This window comes from Paenibacillus sp. V4I5, assembly GCF_030817255.1.
Taxonomy (GTDB): domain Bacteria; phylum Bacillota; class Bacilli; order Paenibacillales; family NBRC-103111; genus Paenibacillus_E.
Map to the genome: position 1 here is coordinate 2,882,880 of NZ_JAUSZB010000002.1, position 16,485 is coordinate 2,899,364.

At 44.8% G+C, this 16,485-nt stretch carries 16 protein-coding genes; 2 read left to right on the plus strand and 14 right to left on the minus strand.

The features are described from left to right. Positions 1-83 precede the first annotated feature (83 nt). The 9 genes from QFZ78_RS15100 to QFZ78_RS15140 form a co-directional block, all read right to left on the minus strand. Positions 84-1,187, minus strand: coding sequence for a C40 family peptidase (locus QFZ78_RS15100; protein WP_307548696.1), 1,104 nt, complete (start codon positions 1,185-1,187; stop codon positions 84-86). Between the two features lie 180 nt (positions 1,188-1,367). Then, on the minus strand, positions 1,368-2,765 hold the full coding sequence (sufB, locus tag QFZ78_RS15105; protein WP_047676683.1) for a Fe-S cluster assembly protein SufB: 1,398 nt from the start codon (positions 2,763-2,765) through the stop codon (positions 1,368-1,370). Positions 2,766-2,837: 72 nt separating this feature from the next. Then, positions 2,838-3,272 carry a Fe-S cluster assembly sulfur transfer protein SufU gene (gene sufU, locus QFZ78_RS15110; RefSeq protein ID WP_307548698.1) on the minus strand — a complete coding sequence of 145 codons (435 nt, stop codon included), beginning with the start codon at positions 3,270-3,272 and terminating at the stop codon, positions 2,838-2,840. Beyond that, positions 3,259-4,485 carry a cysteine desulfurase gene (locus QFZ78_RS15115; RefSeq protein WP_307548700.1) on the minus strand — a complete coding sequence of 409 codons (1,227 nt, stop codon included), beginning with the start codon at positions 4,483-4,485 and terminating at the stop codon, positions 3,259-3,261. Before QFZ78_RS15115 ends, sufU begins: the two co-directional genes overlap by 14 nt. Then, complete coding sequence (gene sufD, locus QFZ78_RS15120) at positions 4,482-5,777, minus strand: Fe-S cluster assembly protein SufD (protein ID WP_307548702.1); 1,296 nt, start codon at positions 5,775-5,777, stop codon at positions 4,482-4,484. Before sufD ends, QFZ78_RS15115 begins: the two co-directional genes overlap by 4 nt. Positions 5,778-5,865: 88 nt before the next feature. Then, a complete protein-coding gene (gene sufC / locus QFZ78_RS15125) occupies positions 5,866-6,696 on the minus strand; it encodes a Fe-S cluster assembly ATPase SufC (RefSeq protein WP_307548704.1) in 831 nt (276 codons plus the stop codon). 167 nt (positions 6,697-6,863) lie between these two features. Then, on the minus strand, positions 6,864-7,433 hold the full coding sequence (locus QFZ78_RS15130; RefSeq protein ID WP_307548707.1) for a DUF1802 family protein: 570 nt from the start codon (positions 7,431-7,433) through the stop codon (positions 6,864-6,866). A gap of 155 nt (positions 7,434-7,588) precedes the next feature. Further along, positions 7,589-7,801, minus strand: coding sequence for a hypothetical protein (locus QFZ78_RS15135; RefSeq protein WP_307548709.1), 213 nt, complete (start codon positions 7,799-7,801; stop codon positions 7,589-7,591). A gap of 49 nt (positions 7,802-7,850) precedes the next feature. Then, positions 7,851-8,303, minus strand: coding sequence for a Dps family protein (locus tag QFZ78_RS15140; RefSeq protein ID WP_307548711.1), 453 nt, complete (start codon positions 8,301-8,303; stop codon positions 7,851-7,853). A 207-nt stretch (positions 8,304-8,510) separates the two neighbouring features. On the opposite strand from QFZ78_RS15140, the gene mtnK reads away from it, so the two are divergent. Beyond that, entirely contained in the window at positions 8,511-9,737 is a 1,227-nt protein-coding gene (mtnK, locus tag QFZ78_RS15145) for an S-methyl-5-thioribose kinase (protein WP_307548713.1), read from the plus strand. Then, positions 9,734-10,825 carry an S-methyl-5-thioribose-1-phosphate isomerase gene (gene mtnA, locus QFZ78_RS15150; RefSeq protein ID WP_307548715.1) on the plus strand — a complete coding sequence of 364 codons (1,092 nt, stop codon included), beginning with the start codon at positions 9,734-9,736 and terminating at the stop codon, positions 10,823-10,825. Before mtnK ends, mtnA begins: the two co-directional genes overlap by 4 nt. Before the next feature lie 57 nt (positions 10,826-10,882). Here mtnA and QFZ78_RS15155 read toward each other — a convergent pair whose 3' ends face one another. The 5 genes from QFZ78_RS15155 to QFZ78_RS15175 all read right to left on the minus strand — a co-directional run bounded on the left by QFZ78_RS15155 (position 10,883) and on the right by QFZ78_RS15175 (position 16,485). Next, positions 10,883-11,839 (minus strand): AraC family transcriptional regulator, encoded by a 957-nt coding sequence (locus tag QFZ78_RS15155; RefSeq protein ID WP_307548717.1) that lies wholly within the window; start codon positions 11,837-11,839, stop codon positions 10,883-10,885. Positions 11,840-11,869: 30 nt separating this feature from the next. Further along, complete coding sequence (locus QFZ78_RS15160) at positions 11,870-12,889, minus strand: Gfo/Idh/MocA family protein (RefSeq protein WP_307548719.1); 1,020 nt, start codon at positions 12,887-12,889, stop codon at positions 11,870-11,872. Between the two features lie 104 nt (positions 12,890-12,993). Further along, positions 12,994-13,824, minus strand: a complete 831-nt coding sequence (locus QFZ78_RS15165; protein ID WP_307548721.1) for a M15 family metallopeptidase — start codon at positions 13,822-13,824, stop codon at positions 12,994-12,996. A gap of 306 nt (positions 13,825-14,130) precedes the next feature. Further along, positions 14,131-15,432: a homocysteine synthase gene (locus tag QFZ78_RS15170; protein ID WP_307548724.1), complete on the minus strand. Its 1,302-nt coding sequence runs from the start codon at positions 15,430-15,432 to the stop codon at positions 14,131-14,133. Between the two features lie 168 nt (positions 15,433-15,600). Then, the gene (locus QFZ78_RS15175) at positions 15,601-16,485 is read right to left on the minus strand and encodes an ABC transporter ATP-binding protein (protein ID WP_307548725.1); all 885 of its coding nucleotides are present in this window, start codon (positions 16,483-16,485) and stop codon (positions 15,601-15,603) included.

A 16,485-nucleotide genomic window follows, 5' to 3' on the forward strand; every position in this document is an offset into this window, starting at 1 on the left:
GATAAAACGCGCGAACAGACCTTTTGTTTCAATTTATTGAAAAATAAAAGAAGTCTATCCCGAAGGATAGACTCTTTAACGAATTAATATGCGATGCGTTTTGCTCTTAGAAACGTTGATTTCCAATACGCTTTATTAATATTAGTGATCTGAACACCATTCTGTGGTTTAGGTGAAGCATGGAGCATTTGCATGTTGCCTATATAAATACCAACGTGTCCAACTGTTTTATTGGTTTTGAATCGACCTGGTACATAGAAAAACATCAAATCACCTTTGCGTAAGGATTTTCGGCTAACCAAATTCCCATGCGCCGCTTGTTGACGAGCAATCCTCGGTAGCTTTATACCATATTTTCCAAATACATATTGGGTAAACGTCGAGCAATCAAATTTTCCTGTTTGCGGATAAGGTCCTGTACCGAACTTATATTTCACACCTAAGTATTGTTTGCCTTTGTTAATCATTGCATTAATATTAATGTTCTTAAGAACTGGCATTATTTCTTCCTGATTAGTGGATGCCCACACTTCAAGGTCATCCCCATCTTGTGGCATAGAAGCCGGGTTCGCTCCCGAACCTTCACCTTTGAAAGGATCCGTCGGATCATCGCCAAACTCAAGCTCCACTGTATTACCGCGGGGGTCGTTATCATCTTCACGCTCAATTGGAGCAACCGGAGCAGCATGAATCAACAATTGGCCATTCTGCACTTCATAAGACATATCTTCTTGAAATAAGTCTGCCAAAGCAGAGACTGGTAAATAAGCCGTATCCCCCTCCTTGATAAAGGGTTGGCTAACTCGGATTTCTGAACCATCCTTCATCGCTTTCGTCGAATTCATTGTCACTTCGTAGTTTGCGTCATAATCGCCAATTAACAGCTTCTGATTGCCTTCCTCCCAGTTTGACTGGAAATTTAAGGTTTCGATAAGTTCACGTGCAGCTACATAATTTACATTGTTAATCGCTTTAATGGGTACAACAGCGTCACCATTACCTAATGTCGTTCCTTGTCCTGGTTGTGACAAGCTCTGAGACTGCATATTACCTGTACCTGATTGTGCTGTAGGATTCTGCGTTGGTGCCGCATTATCAGGGCTGACATTATCCCTCCCACAAGCGGTTGTAGTTGCCATCATGACTACTATGCTACCAATTGCTGCTACTTTAAGCCTTTTCCACATCGCTTCTATTCTCCTTTAGGGACACATAATTATCCTCTATAGAGTGAGACAAGTGGCTTGCAAATATGCATAAAAGGCCATTTGAACTGCTTGGATCATCTTGGAAGCTTTGCCAGACAAATATTAACTAAAAAAAGCGTGCCCGAGAAACTCGGGCACGCTTTAAGTTGTGAATATCAATTAACCGATGGAACCTTCCATCTCAAATTTAATGAGACGATTCATTTCTACGGCATATTCCATTGGAAGTTCTTTCGTGAACGGCTCAATGAAGCCCATAACGATCATTTGCGTTGCTTCAGCCTCAGTAAGACCGCGGCTCATGAGGTAGAACAATTGGTCCTCAGATACCTTGGATACTGTTGCTTCATGCTCTAGCGTAATGTTGTCGTTCATGATTTCATTATATGGAATCGTATCTGACGTTGACTCGTTATCTAGAATCAACGTATCACATTTGATGTTTGCTTTGGAACCTTGGGAGTTGCGTCCGAAGGAAGCCAGACCACGGTACGTAACTTTACCACCGTGTTTGGAGATCGATTTGGATACGATCGTCGAAGTTGTGTCAGGCGCCAGATGCGTCATTTTCGCGCCAGCGTCTTGGTGCTGCCCTTTACCAGCTACAGCGATGGAAAGAACCATCCCTTTAGCGCCGCGGCCTTTCAGCACAACAGCTGGGTACTTCATCGTCAGCTTGGAACCAATGTTACCATCGACCCATTCCATTGTAGCGCCTTCTTCTGCAACCGCACGTTTTGTAACGAGGTTGTAGATGTTCGGTGCCCAGTTTTGAATCGTTGTGTAACGTGCACGGGAGTTTTTGAGACATACGATTTCTACTACTGCGCTATGAAGGGAGTTTGTGCTGTAAATAGGAGCAGTACAGCCCTCTACGTAGTGCACGAAGCTTTCCTCATCGGTGATGATCAATGTACGCTCGAATTGTCCCATGTTCTCGGAGTTAATACGGAAGTAAGCCTGCAATGGAACTTCACATTTTACGCCTTTAGGGACATAGATGAAGGAACCACCGGACCATACCGCACTATTCAACGCAGCGAATTTATTATCGCTGGGCGGAATAATAGTTCCGAAATATTGTCTAAACAGCTCAGGATATTCACGAAGAGCCGAATCCGTATCTGTAAAGATAACGCCTTGGTCTTCAAGTTCCTTTTGCATGCTGTGGTAAACAACTTCAGATTCATACTGAGCCGATACACCAGCTAAGAATTTTTGTTCCGCTTCAGGAATACCAAGTTTGTCGAATGTTTCTTTAATTTCTGTAGGAACTTCTTCCCACGTTTTGCCTTGCTTCTCAGACGGTCTTACATAGTACTGGATATCATCGAAATCCAGATCATCCATGTTTCCGCCCCAACGTGGCATTGGCATTTTGAAAAATTGCTCCAAGGATTTCAAACGAAACTCAAGCATCCACTCAGGTTCGCCTTTAATTCTGGAGATTTCTTCAACGATTTCACGAGTTAAGCCTTTACCCGATTGAAAAATCGATTTGTGCTCATCTCTAAAACCATATTTATAATCCTCGAGATCTGGCATTTGTTTAGCCATGGTTGATTCCTCCTTAGAATTTTTGTGCAGTAACCCAAAAACAGCTTTTCTATTCTATGCATCGCTTTTGCGTTAGTTATCGGTTTTTTGAGAATGTTCAATCCCTTTGCGAAGTGCGTTCCATGCCAGGGTTGCACATTTAATACGTGCTGGGAATTTATTTACACCAGATAACGCCTCAATATCTTCATATTCAAACTCAACAGGTTCGCCCTTCATCAAGCCAGAAAAGCCATCAGCCATCTTCAGAGCTTCTTCGATGGTCTTACCTTTGACCGCATCCGTCATCATAGATGCAGAGGATAAGCTAATCGAACAGCCTTCACCTGTGAATTTGGCCATCTTCACGACACCATCTTCTACCTGCATCTGCAGGGAAATTTTATCGCCACAAGTTGGGTTATTAAGATCAATGGTAACTGCTTCGCCAGACTCAAACTTCCCACGGTTGCGCGGTGTTTTATAGTGATCCATAATCACTCTACGGTATAAATCATCCAATTGCATGGCCGAAGTACTCCTTTGTTTTTTGTAAGGCCAACACAAGTCGGTCAATATCAGCTTCTGTATTGTATAGATAGAAGCTTGCACGAGCCGTAGAACTCACCTCAAGCCATCTCATTAAAGGCTGACAGCAATGGTGACCGGCACGCACAGCAACTCCTTCCGCATCCAGAACGGTTGCGACATCATGAGGATGCACATCGCCTAGATTAAACGTTACGAGTCCTGCACGGTTCGCAGTAGGGCCATAGACAACCAGATCCTCGATCTGAGTCATACGCTCCATTGCATAATTCGTGAGCTGAATATCGTGTTTGTAAATATTGTCCATACCGACTTCTTGAAGAAAATCGATTGCCGCGCTGAGGCCAACAGCTCCTGCGATAATTGGTGTTCCACCTTCAAACTTCCAAGGCAGTTCTTTCCATGTTGACTCATAGAGATCCACATGATCAATCATCTCGCCACCAAATTCAACGGGCTCCATATTCTCTAGCAAGGCCTTCTTTCCATACAATGCCCCGATTCCGGTAGGGCCACACATCTTGTGACCGGAAAGCGCGTAGAAGTCGCAATCCAAATCTTGTACATCCACCTTCATATGTGGTGTGCTTTGTGCGCCATCGACCATCATCTTCGCACCATGCTTATGGGCGATTTGGGCGATTTCTTTGATTGGATTAACGACACCCAGAACGTTGGAAATATACACAACCGAAACGATTTTCGTACGATTAGTTATCGTATTTTCAACATCTGCAAGCGAAATCGAACCATCAGGCTGTAAAGGAATATATTTTAAAGTAGCGCCTGATGCCTTGGCAGCTTGCTGCCATGGAATCAGGTTGCTGTGATGCTCCATCGGTGTAAGGACGATTTCATCTCCTTCACGCAATACGGATTTCGCATAACTGCTTGCTACAATGTTGATAGCCGTTGTCGTACCTCTAGTGAAAATGATTTCCTGCTCACTGGATGCACCAATGAACTTAGCCACTTTGGCTCTGGCTCCTTCGTATGCATCCGTTGCACGGGAACCTAGGGTATGAACCCCGCGGTGAACGTTCGCATTGTCCCACTCATAATAGTGCTTCAGTGCTTCAATCACCTGAATAGGCTTCTGGGAAGTAGCAGCACTGTCCAAGTACACCAGCGGATGACCGTTCACTTCTTGCTTCAGAATGGGAAAAAGTTCACGTATCTCCGAGGTATTCATTGTCCCAGCTTCCTCTCCACTAAGCTTTGCAGCTGTTCTTCAACGCTCTTAATTGGAATTTCAGAAACAACTGGTGCCAAGAATCCGTAGATAATTAAGCGCTGAGCTTCTTCCTTCGTAATCCCACGAGACATCAAGTAGTGAACTTGTTCCGCATTCACTTGACCAACGCTCGCTGCGTGACCGGCTTTTACATCGTCCTCATCAATAAGAAGAATCGGATTCGCATCGCCGCGTGCTTTCGGGCTGAGCATCAACACTTTCTCTGTTTGTTGACCGTTACAGCCTTGTGCGCCTTTTTCGATCTTCGTAATCCCGTTGATGATCGCTGTTGAGCTATCTCTCATAACGGCACGAGTAATCATGTCGCTTGTCGAAGCTTTGCCCCAATGAACAGCGCGTGTTGTCAGGTTCAACTTCTGCTCATGAGTTCCTACACAGATCACTTTAGCATCGGAGTCGGAACCTTTGCCCTTGAGGATAGATGTTGTATCAGAAAGTGTGTTACCGTAGTTCATTTCACCAACTACCCACTGAATGCTCGCATCGTTATCGATGATCGCACGGCGGTAAGTCAAGTCCGTAACGGATTCTTCCAAGTTATGAACGGATGCATAGTTAACGCGCGCACCTGGTTTCACGAATACTTCAACGATTCCGTTTTGTACCATCGGAACACCGGATACGGAAGATACAAAATTATCTACATAAGTAACTGAACTAAACTGTTCAGCAACAATCAAAACATGCGGTGTGAACGTAGCTTCGGCATCATCGGTTACAAATAATGCTTGCAGCGGAAGTTCCACACGAACGTCTTTCGGTACATAAATGAAAATACCACCGTTCCATAGAGCAGCATGTAAAGCTGTTAATTGATTTTCGTTAGCTTCTACAGCTTTCATGAAGTATGGCTTCACCAAATCCGCATGATCGCGAATGGCTGTTTCCAAATCTGTGAAAATAACGCCTTGCTGCTTCAATTCTGCCGATACTTTGTTGAACACGATACCGGAGTTGCGTTGAACGATCAAGTTATCGGAATTGGCTAATCCTTTGGCAACTTCAGGTAAAGCATCGATCGAAGTCAAAGGGGCTTGCGATTTATAGGAACCATAGGAGGAGATGCTCCAACGGTCAATTCTCGTCTTTTCTAGCGCAGGTAATTCCAAAGAATTCGCTAACGCTAACCCTTCTGTACGAAGGGCAGTCATCCACTCCGGCTCTTGTTTGCTGCGAGAGAGCTCGATGATAGCATTAGTATCTATGGAAAGTGTTGTTTGAATGCTCATGGTTTCCTCCATTTATAGGGATCTTTGATCGAAGATCAAAGTCTCTCCTTTCTGGGACCTTGGGTCGTAGACCAAAGTCCCTCCTCCTTTAGTACTTCGGTCCAGGCGTGTTCATTGGAACTTTGAATTCTTCCGTGTCTTGACCAACGGTTTCATCCACGATGCCGAGCTCTTCTTTGATCCAATCGTAACCTTCCGATTCCAAACGCTCTGCAAGCTCAGGACCACCGGATTTTACAATACGACCTTGCATCATAACATGTACAAAATCAGGTTTAACGTAGTTGAGCAAACGTTGGTAATGCGTAATGATTAAGAAGCCACGATCTTCGCTGCGCATAGCATTAACACCTTCAGCTACGATACGTAAAGCGTCGATATCGAGTCCGGAGTCAATTTCATCTAGAATAACAAACTTTGGCTCAAGCAAAAGCATTTGTAGAATCTCGTTACGTTTCTTCTCCCCACCGGAGAAGCCTTCGTTCAGGTAACGGTGCATAAATTCTGGGTTCATTTCTAGCTGCTTCATCTTTGCTTCCATTTGGCGAATGAACTTGATCAACGAAATTTCGTTGCCTTCACCGCGGCGTACGTTCATCGCACTGCGCAAGAAGTCAGCATTCGTTACGCCTGTGATTTCACTTGGATATTGCATGGCTAAGAACAAACCAGCGCGTGCTCTTTCGTCCACAGCCATTTCAAGAACATCTTCACCATCTAATGTTACAGAGCCCTCTGTTACTTCATATTTCGGGTGACCCATCAGAGCAGCCGCCAATGTACTTTTACCTGTACCGTTTGGTCCCATGATAGCATGAATTTCGCCGCCTTTAACTTCTAGGCTGAGACCCTTTAAAATTTCCTTTCCTTCGACGTTCGCTTTTAGACCGTCTATTGTAAATGTTGATGAATTCGCCATTTCTTAAGCCTCCATAATGTGTTTGAATGTACAAGATAATGACAACCATTTCAATTGATTATCATTGATTCTCATTAGAATAATTCTATTATAACTTACTATGTTAAATCAAGAAAGGGCATTTGCATGAAAAAGATGGTCATTTTCTGAAAATGCTACCTTTTTAATTACGCCAAAGTATGCTTAATTTCAGCAACCATCGCTGCAAACTCCCCATCGCTCAAGACGGGAACCAAAGAAGACTCTTCTGGTACATCAGTTCCAAGCTCAATCCATGATTTGCAGCCTATATAGGCTTGCTCGATCGGAATACGCAAAGGTTGTACCAATATATATACCCTTAACAGCATGATATGAATCGGATTTTTGCGTTTCCACTTTAATCTTTCTTCTGTGAAATTTTCGGTCCAAATGTGATAGGGATAAAGTTTATTCAACTGTTCTTGATCACTTACCTCTATATCTTCAACCATTCGAGCATAGCTGTTAATGGTTACGTGCGTATCCTCTGCACGCCAACCTATTAGAGATTCATCGATAACCCCTCGGTAATCTTCCTTCAATAGTTCTTTTCTCTGATGTTCATACGTTGGATAGAGAAAGAAATCAGCGGATTCCACTTGAAAATCTTTTGTTTCCTCAACAATTCCTCCCTTACGCATAATAAAAATTTGCGTACCATCTTCCAATGCTTTAACAGCCGATGCCCATTCTTTCAGGGCCTTTGGTTTCCCCATGACGCAAACACCTCGTTCTCCTCATTAATCTTATTTATTATAAGGAATCTGAGGCCACAAAACAATGTGACGCAACTTGGCATACACAAGATACGACCACTATTGACAAACTATAATAAAGGGATGGCCAAATGGGGCCACCCCTTTACTCTCATTTATTTCGAAGTTTCGGCGTAATACGTTGGTTGTATGCGGGTAAACTGATCTTGATTTTGTTTCATGGGATTTGGGTCAGCAGCCGCGCTAGGAGCATCAGCATCGAAAGCGATCAGGAGCAAGAAGAAGCACGTAGCCACAACAAGCAGCAGATTCAGGATTTTCATCACAATGACATCCTCCAGAACTGTTTTGCTCCCAAGTATAGCCAAGATTCATCATCCACATGTTTGTTCTGGTTAAAGATTTTGTAAACTTGGACTAGCCTAGGAACGACTGTAGCATCCAGCGATGCTTTTCCAAGGAAGTTTGAATAGCTAAAAGCATATCGGCCGTCGTCTCATCTTGAACCTCTTCACAAGCCTGCATGCCGGCTTTTAATTCTTGCGTAAGGATCGTGAAATCTTCTATAACAGCTTCGACCATTTTCGTGGGGGTTTCTGTACCCGAAGCCTCTTTAAGGGACGATAATTCCATAAAAGCTTTCATTGTAGCCGCCGGCTGACCACCGATAGAAAGCAACCGTTCAGCCAGCTCGTCCACGTGAAGGGCAGCTTCATTATATAGCTCTTCAAATTTAACATGCAGCGTGAAAAACTGATTACCTTTCACATACCAATGAAAGTTGTGCAGCTTGACATAAAGTAAACCCCAATTTGCAATTTGCTTATTCAGAACAACTTGGATAGATTGAGTTAAGGACGTTGTCACCATAGTAAGCCTCCTGATCTTTTATTTATCGGTTATATTCTGTTCATGTACACGTTAATTTACGTTAGAAGCGCTTATTTTATGTAATTTGTGCAACATTTCCAAAGTTAGTATTTCAAGCAGCTACATTTTGTCTTATACTAGGAAAAGACAATTAAAACATAGTAAGTTAGTTGGAATTAAATCCAATGAATCATAGGAGGTTACTACATGTCCACTTATCATCCTTTAAGTGAAGTCCAAGCGATTGAATACGCACGTCAAATTCCAAATCTGTTTCAACCGAGCTCAGACTTAACTAGTCATGAAATCGGCGACGGCAACTTAAATCTCGTTTTTCGCATATCGGAAACAGCTACAGGAAAAAGTATTATTTTAAAACAAGCCCTTCCTTATGCCAAAGTTGTCGGCGAATCCTGGCCGTTAACACTGGACCGCGCACGAATTGAAAGTGAAGCGCTCTTAATTGAAGAAGGCTTGAATCCAGACCTCGTACCTCATGTTTATGCCTATGATGCTGATTTGGCGCTTACCGTGATGGAAGATCTTAGTGACCATGTCATTATGCGCAGAGGGTTAATTGAAGGTAATCAGTACCCACTCTTTGCTGAGCATATCGGTCGCTTTCTAGCAAATACGTTATTTTTCACATCGGATCTAGGCAAAAACCAACAAGAAAAGAAAATCCAACAAGGTCGATTCATCAATCCCGAGCTTTGTAAAATTACAGAGGATTTGATCTTCGATGATCCATATCGCGATGCAGAAACGAACAATTTCGAAGCTCACATCCGCGATGCGGCAGAACAGCTTTGGGCGGACAGCGAGCTTCACTTTGAAGTAGCTATTCTTCGCAACAAATTCCTTACAAGTGCACAAGCGCTCCTTCATGGCGATCTGCACACGGGAAGTATCTTTATTAAACCTGATTCTACGAAGGTGATTGATCCAGAGTTCGCTTACTATGGGCCGATGGGTTTCGATATTGGCGCTGTACTCGCGAACCTACTCCTCAATTTCGCTGCTCAAGAGGGATGGAGTAAGGATAGTGAGAGCCGTGCTTCCTATCGTGCATACTTACTACAAACCGTGAAGGACGTATGGACCCATTTCGAAACGAAATTCCGCACTTTATGGAATGAGCATGGTGTAGATCGTGTATTTCAAACACCTGGCTATCAAAACTATTTTCTAGCCAATCTGCTCCAAGACACAGTCGGTTTCGCCGGAGCTAAAATGGTGCGCCGTATTGTTGGCCTTGCACATGTGGCTGATATTGATAAAATCGAAGATGCAGCTGCAAGAGAGCGTGCACAGCGCTTGTCGTTAGCAATTGGCACTTCATTCATTCGTACCCATCGTCAAGTGAAATCCATCGATGAGCTTATTGCCATCGCCACCCAAGAAACTGCTGCAGAAAGAGGATCAGTCCAATGACGAACACGAACAACAAAGATTTAGAAGTGCAAAACCTCGAGAACCAAGGTGCCTTGCAATCCTTGCGTTGGAATGGCAAGCAGCTTGATCTGCTCGATCAACGACTGCTGCCGGAAGAGATTGTGTATTTGCCGCTGGAGACACCGATAGAGGTGTGGGAAGCGATCCGGCATTTGAAAGTTCGCGGCGCACCAGCGATAGGAATCGCCGCCGCGTATGGGGTTTACCTAGGCATCCGTGAAGTGGATGCTCAGTTGGACGGGCTTCTGGCGGAAGTCCAGAAGCAGGCGGACTACCTGGCGACATCGCGTCCGACAGCGGTGAACTTGTTCTGGGCGCTCGATCGCATGCGAGCGCAGGCAGTGACTTTGGCAGGAGCAGGCGTAAGTCCGGCTGCTTTCAAGGAAGCTCTCCTGGACGAAGCGCAGAAGATTCAAGCAGAGGACGAGGAGACGAACCGCCTTATTGGCGAACATGCGCTAACGCTGTTCGAGGATGGATTCGGCGTGTTGACGCACTGTAACGCCGGGGGCTTAGCGACAGCCAAGTACGGCACGGCGCTAGCGCCGTTCTACTTGGCCAAGGAAAAAGGCATGAACATCAAAGTGTTCGCGGATGAGACCAGGCCAGTGCTTCAAGGCGCACGGTTGACCGCCTTTGAACTGCAGCAAGCAGGCGTTGACGTGACGCTGATCTGTGACAACATGGCCGGCGCGGTCATGTCGAAGGGCTGGATCCAGGCTGTCATCGTAGGAACAGACCGTGTAGCGGCTAACGGTGACGTTGCCAACAAAATCGGCACCTACAGTGTAGCCGTACTGGCGAAAGCGCACGGCATACCGTTCTATGTGGCGAGCCCTCTCTCCACGATCGATCTGAATACGCCTACGGGCGGAGACATCCCCATTGAAGAACGTCATGAGGATGAAATTACACAAGGCTTTGGTAAACGCACAGCTCCTCTAGGAGTGAAAGTATTTAATCCAGCCTTTGACGTAACACCTAACGAGTATGTGACAGCAATTATTACCGAAAAAGGCATAATACAAGCCCCTTATACGGAAAACTTGCGGAAGCTGTTCGACTAAAAAAAAGCTGTTCCCTGACGTAGTAGATCATTCTACGAGGGAACAGCCTTTTTCTTTTTATACATGATTCAATAGTTGATCACGATATTGATTCGGAGTAACACCATGCGCTTTCTTAAAGACATAGTGCAAATAATTACTAGATGCAAAGCCATTGCTTTCCGCAATTTTGTCAAGGGTCAACGAGGTTTGCTGCAGCTCGCTGCATACATGTTTCAAACGTACCTGTTCCAAGTATTCGCTGAACGAGATGTTCGCCTGCTCCTTGAAGATGCGCTGAAGCTGCCTTGAACTGATCTGCAAGCGTTCTGCTACTCCTTCAAGTGTTAGTGGACGACGGAAGTTATCTTCAATAAATTGAATGGCTAGCTGATACCGATAGCTCTTCATATCACGCGCAGGCAGGTTCACCCCTTGCTGGTCCGCCTTATAGGCCCCCACTGTCCTTAACAACATTTGCACAATGGATTGCTTAATGATCGTGTACTGCCCCAGCTGATTGCTTCTCCAAGCTTCATAAGCGATAAGAAAGCACTTCATGGCTTCCTGACGGTCTAAAGCAGGGACATGAGGAAGCTCGCTCAGCTGCCTTAAGCATGCATCTGCCTCAGCAATCTCCCATGCTTCTCCCCATGCTTCTGGGACAGGCATAGAACCTCGCTCATCCTCACCTTGATCCAGCTTTACGATATCCACATGCAGACATAGTTCACCCATTGCTTCCCGCTCATCGGCCTCTTGGCGATGACTGACGCCTGGTGCCGTAACATAAAGCATACCTTCTTGAAGGGGATGCGAGACGCCGTCCAGAATCACCCTGCCTTTGCCATAGGGGATGTAATGAATTTCATACTCGGAATGTTGATGAAAGTCTATAACCATGCCCGCAGGAAAGGAAGTCAGATGACAGCGTAATACTCGAAGTCCATAAGAACCCCATCGGAAGCTTAACTCCAAGCGATCCAATGCCATTGGATTCTCGAGCATGGGTTCAAAGTAAAATGGCTGACTCATCCGTAGTCCCTCCTTTTTTACCTGCAAAAATTACTTAACTAGTGAATCAATTCGCACCTGCTGCTTGGCTGCAACGGAACGATTAGAAGCCTCCATCAGCTTCGTTAAATCCACAGCGAGCCCAATATTTTCAACCGCTTTTGTCCCATTTTGAATATGAGCTACCCACTGATCGAATGCAGACGGATTCGCTTCTGGACCGTTCTCATACGCCACCCATTGCGTGCTTGCATCTGCAAGCTTTTTCGTACGAAGTAAGACTCTTCCATCATGGTCGGAATAAAGCACACTGCCATCGGTACCGTGAACTTCAATCACAAACGGTGAAAATGCGTTCACAAAACCAGCTTCAACGATGCCAAGAGCACCATTTGCATACTGGAGGGTTGCTACAGCATTATCTTCAACTTCTCTGCCTGTTACATAGCCATAAGAAGCGCTTACAGCTTCAGGAAGCCCTAACAATAATCGAGTTAAATACATAGGATGACAACCGAGATCAATTAGGGCGCCTCCGCCACATTGCTCTGCATTGTAGAAATGCTCAGGCAACCACCCGTTCGGATTGGCATCCGTAGAAATGCCGCCATTGTGTGATAAGCGTGTTCGAACGAGTGTAATCTGGCCCAATAATTCTTTCTGGACTATTTCTTGAATCGCTAACGTATAAGCTGGATTCAAACGAGGCAATGAGACTGTCAATGTCACACCCGCTTCATTAACAGCATTCAGAATCTCATTAACTTCATGTAAGGTTGGTGCAATGACTTTTTCTGTGAAAATATGTTTACCTGCCTTCGCAGCAGCGATCATTACGTCTCGGTGTAGGTTGGTCGGTGTATCCACAACAACAGCGTCAATTTCCTTATTGGCTAATAACTCCGCTAGATCTGTGTAAAAGGCCACACTGCGCTTCGCGGCTTCCGCTTGCCCACGTTCTGGAAGCTCATCCCAAACGGCAACAATCTGGGTATCTGGATGCTCCTCTACTTGTTTTGCATAGTCTTTTGCATGCACGTGCCAAAAACTTAACATCGCTACTTTAATCATGTTAACCTCCAAATAAGTGACTTGGATTCATTGTAACATGCCATAACATCTTGATAAATTTCGAATTAGCGACAGAATAAGGTGCAAAATAGTGACACCTTTTGCTACTTGGTTACAGGCACCGCATTGTAGTACTCTTCCAATGTCAAGCTTTTGGCTGCCATTTCTTTCGAAACATCTACGCCCACATAACGTATATGCCATGGCTCGTATTGATAACCGGTAATCGTTGTTTTACCTTTGGGATAACGAACAATAAACCCGTACTCCGCAACATGTGTTTCAAGCCATTTCGCTTCCTTAGTTCCAGCAAAGCAATCTTCCGCTGCACACTTCCCGTCCCTGCCCGTTACATCTATGGCTAGCCCAGTTTCATGCTCACTCGTCCCAGGAACAGCACTGTACATTTTGGCTTTCTCTTCGCCGTCTCTAAGCACATAACGCTGGAAAAGAGCTTTCTGCGTCGCATAAGAGCGATAAGCCGAAACGCCAGATAGGTGGATACCGTCCTTCTCAGCTCCAACAAAGAGTTTTTCAATTGCACCGGCAGCGGCTTTACGCATTTTACGTTTTTCACTTTTCTCAGCAAAAATAAATGGAATGTCAGGATATACTAAATCAGTCGGCTCGTAGCTCGACGGCAGTGAATATTGCTTATTTACTAAAACAGTTATACTCTCCGGTTTCGCAACAACTTGGATAGCACCGCTCTTTGGCGGAACGGCTGAGGGTGATGGGGAAGCCGAAGGAACTTTTGTCGGTGTTATTGTAGGCGAAGGAGAGGGGGATGCAGAGGGTGCAGGACTTCCCAAACTAACCGGCGGAGTAGCCGTTGCAGTGGGACTACCTGAAGGAGCTACTTCCCCCTTGCTGCATCCTGTTACTATGGTTAACGCCAATAGTGTGGCGAGCGTATATTTCAACTTGTTGTTCATGATCTTCTTCTGGTTGCCTCCTCAAATAAGTTAAACTTACACATGAATAGACTTCTGATCTCGTGTAAAAGTTGCAACGCAAATGAGAAAACCTCTATCGAGGCCAATCAAGGATGTGCGACCGCGTTTAGAGGTAGGTTTATCGCCAATAAGAAAGCGGTTTTCGGGATCCGAAAACTTATACTTTCTTATGTGGACAAAAAGACTGCAATTTTAGGTTTTAGCCTAGATCACAGCCTTCTTATTTTATGCGTATTCGTGTAAGGTTACAAGTTTAGAATTCGTAAAATAATTCCTTTTGTTCTTCTAGCCTTGACTTGATGCAATCGCTTGTTCCAAATCATAGATAATATCTTCGATCGCTTCCGTACCCACCGACAATCGAATAAGTCCCGGTGACACACCGGCAGATACTTGTTCCTGCTCATTCAATTGTGCATGCGTCGTGCTTGCAGGATGAATGATCAATGACTTCGAATCTCCGACATTCGCCAAATGCGAGAATAGTTTAACGGAATGTATCAGCTTCTTGCCTGATTCCATACCGCCTTTGATACCAAAGCTCAAAATAGCGCCTTGCCCCTTCGGCAAATACTTCTGAGCAAGTTTATAGGAAGGATGGCTTTCTAAGCCTGCATAACTAACCCATTCTACGGATTCATGTGACTCTAAAAATTGAGCAACCTTAAGGGCATTGGAACTGTGGCGTTCCAAACGCAAATGCAGTGTCTCAAGTCCTTGCAATAAAAGGAACGAACTGTTAGGAGAAAGCGAAGCCCCTAAATCTCGAAGCAGCTGAACCCGCGCTTTAATGATGTAGGCAATAGGACCGACAGCCTCGGTATAGACGACGCCGTTATAACTTGGATCAGGCTTCGTCAAACCAGGAAATTTACCGCTTGCAGCCCAATCAAATTTACCACTATCTACAATAACACCGCCAATCGTTGTTCCATGTCCGCCAATGAACTTGGTTGCGGAGTGAACAACAATATCGGCCCCATGCTCAATCGGTCTAAGCAAGTAAGGACTTGGGAATGTATTATCAATAATCAAAGGAATTCCGTTTTCATGTGCGATAGCCGCTACAGCCTCAATATCGAGAATATCCCCCTTGGGATTACCGATCGATTCCGCGTAAATGGCTTTGGTCTTGTCCGTAATCGCACCTCGGAAATTTTCCGGATTGCTCGGATCAACGAATTTCACTGTAATGCCTAGTTTAGGCAAAGTATTGGAGAATAAATTATATGTACCTCCGTACAAAGAAGAAGCTGAAACGATTTCATCTCCTACCTCAGCAATGTTCAGTATGGAGAAGGTAATGGCTGCCTGACCGGATGCCACAGCCAGAGCGGCAGGGGCACCTTCCAACGCGGCAATCCGTTTCTCAAATACATCAGTCGTAGGGTTCATAATACGTGTATAAATATTGCCAAATTCCTTGAGTGCAAATAAATTTGCAGCATGGTCCGTATCGTTAAACACATAGGACGTCGTTTGATAAATCGGTACAGCCCTGGAATTGGTCGTCGGATCTACCTGTTGACCTGCATGAATCGCTAAAGTTTCCGGTAAGTACTGCGTTCTGAATCTGACATTACACATGCCTCCTAGGATAAATATAAATGGAATAAAAGTAGTCATTCCTTCTAAATCTGATAATTCCCACTGGAATAGTATACATTCATTCTAATGGAAATATCTAGGTAAAGTCAATATAACATATTGGAATTTTTTTCTATACCAAAATGTACATGCAAGAGCGGGCCTTTCTCAAGATTGGTCTGGTGGAAGAAGAACAATTCGTCCATCCTCCATCGCAACGCGAACTTTATTCGTATGGGAAGCACCAATCGATTCGAGGAAGTTAGCAGGAATTTGCAGTCTGCCCGCCTTGTCAACAACCGCGTATTCGACATGAGAATCACCTTCTGCAGCAACGATTCCTTGCTCCAGTTCCAGCAATTCCTCCTGATACGATTTGCGCCGCAGTATCTCCGAGGAGGTTTTACCGTCACGAATGGCAACGACGCGGTCTACTTTCTTAGCTAGAAGAGGATCGTGTGTTACGATAACAACCGTTAAACCGAAGCTCCGGTTTAGCTCTCGGAACAGATCGAGAATTTGATTCGCCATCTTCGTATCGACAGACCCTGTAGGTTCATCAGCGAGCAAGAGCCTAGGCTGATTAGCAAGAGCAATAGCAATTGCCACACGCTGCTGTTCTCCACCAGAAAGCTCATTTAGCTTATTATTTCTTCGGTGGCTCAAACCTACAGCCTCCAGTAAATCTAATGCTCGATGGCGCTTGCGTCGTCCCTGCAGCAGGATAGGCAGCTCTACATTTTCCAAAGCTGTCAAATAGGGGATCAGGTTGCGTGCATTATTTTGCCAGACGAAGCCAACGGTTTGCCTTTTATACTTCACCAGATCCGATTCCTTAAATTTCAACAAATCCTTCCCATCTACGTGCAGAATACCTGCCGAAGGTCGATCTAACCCTCCCAACATATTCAACAACGTCGATTTGCCACTGCCACTGTTGCCGATAATCGCCATCAGCTCTCCCTCCTCAATATGGAGATCAAGCCCTTGTAAAGCGACAACTTCAATGTCAGCCGATTTATAAATTTTAACTAGGTTTTCACAGTGAATCAT

Coding starts and splice junctions, on each gene's coding strand:
- QFZ78_RS15100 (WP_307548696.1), bottom strand. CDS start 1,187: ATGTGGAAAAGGCTTAAAGTAGCAGCAATTGGTAGCATAGTAGTCATG.
- sufB (WP_047676683.1), bottom strand. CDS start 2,765: ATGGCTAAACAAATGCCAGATCTCGAGGATTATAAATATGGTTTTAGA.
- sufU (WP_307548698.1), bottom strand. CDS start 3,272: ATGCAATTGGATGATTTATACCGTAGAGTGATTATGGATCACTATAAA.
- QFZ78_RS15115 (WP_307548700.1), bottom strand. CDS start 4,485: ATGAATACCTCGGAGATACGTGAACTTTTTCCCATTCTGAAGCAAGAA.
- sufD (WP_307548702.1), bottom strand. CDS start 5,777: ATGAGCATTCAAACAACACTTTCCATAGATACTAATGCTATCATCGAG.
- sufC (WP_307548704.1), bottom strand. CDS start 6,696: ATGGCGAATTCATCAACATTTACAATAGACGGTCTAAAAGCGAACGTC.
- QFZ78_RS15130 (WP_307548707.1), bottom strand. CDS start 7,433: ATGGGGAAACCAAAGGCCCTGAAAGAATGGGCATCGGCTGTTAAAGCA.
- QFZ78_RS15140 (WP_307548711.1), bottom strand. CDS start 8,303: ATGGTGACAACGTCCTTAACTCAATCTATCCAAGTTGTTCTGAATAAG.
- mtnK (WP_307548713.1), top strand. CDS start 8,511: ATGTCCACTTATCATCCTTTAAGTGAAGTCCAAGCGATTGAATACGCA.
- mtnA (WP_307548715.1), top strand. CDS start 9,734: ATGACGAACACGAACAACAAAGATTTAGAAGTGCAAAACCTCGAGAAC.
- QFZ78_RS15155 (WP_307548717.1), bottom strand. CDS start 11,839: ATGAGTCAGCCATTTTACTTTGAACCCATGCTCGAGAATCCAATGGCA.
- QFZ78_RS15160 (WP_307548719.1), bottom strand. CDS start 12,889: ATGATTAAAGTAGCGATGTTAAGTTTTTGGCACGTGCATGCAAAAGAC.
- QFZ78_RS15165 (WP_307548721.1), bottom strand. CDS start 13,824: ATGAACAACAAGTTGAAATATACGCTCGCCACACTATTGGCGTTAACC.
- QFZ78_RS15170 (WP_307548724.1), bottom strand. CDS start 15,432: ATGTGTAATGTCAGATTCAGAACGCAGTACTTACCGGAAACTTTAGCG.
- QFZ78_RS15175 (WP_307548725.1), bottom strand. CDS start 16,485: ATGATTCACTGTGAAAACCTAGTTAAAATTTATAAATCGGCTGACATT.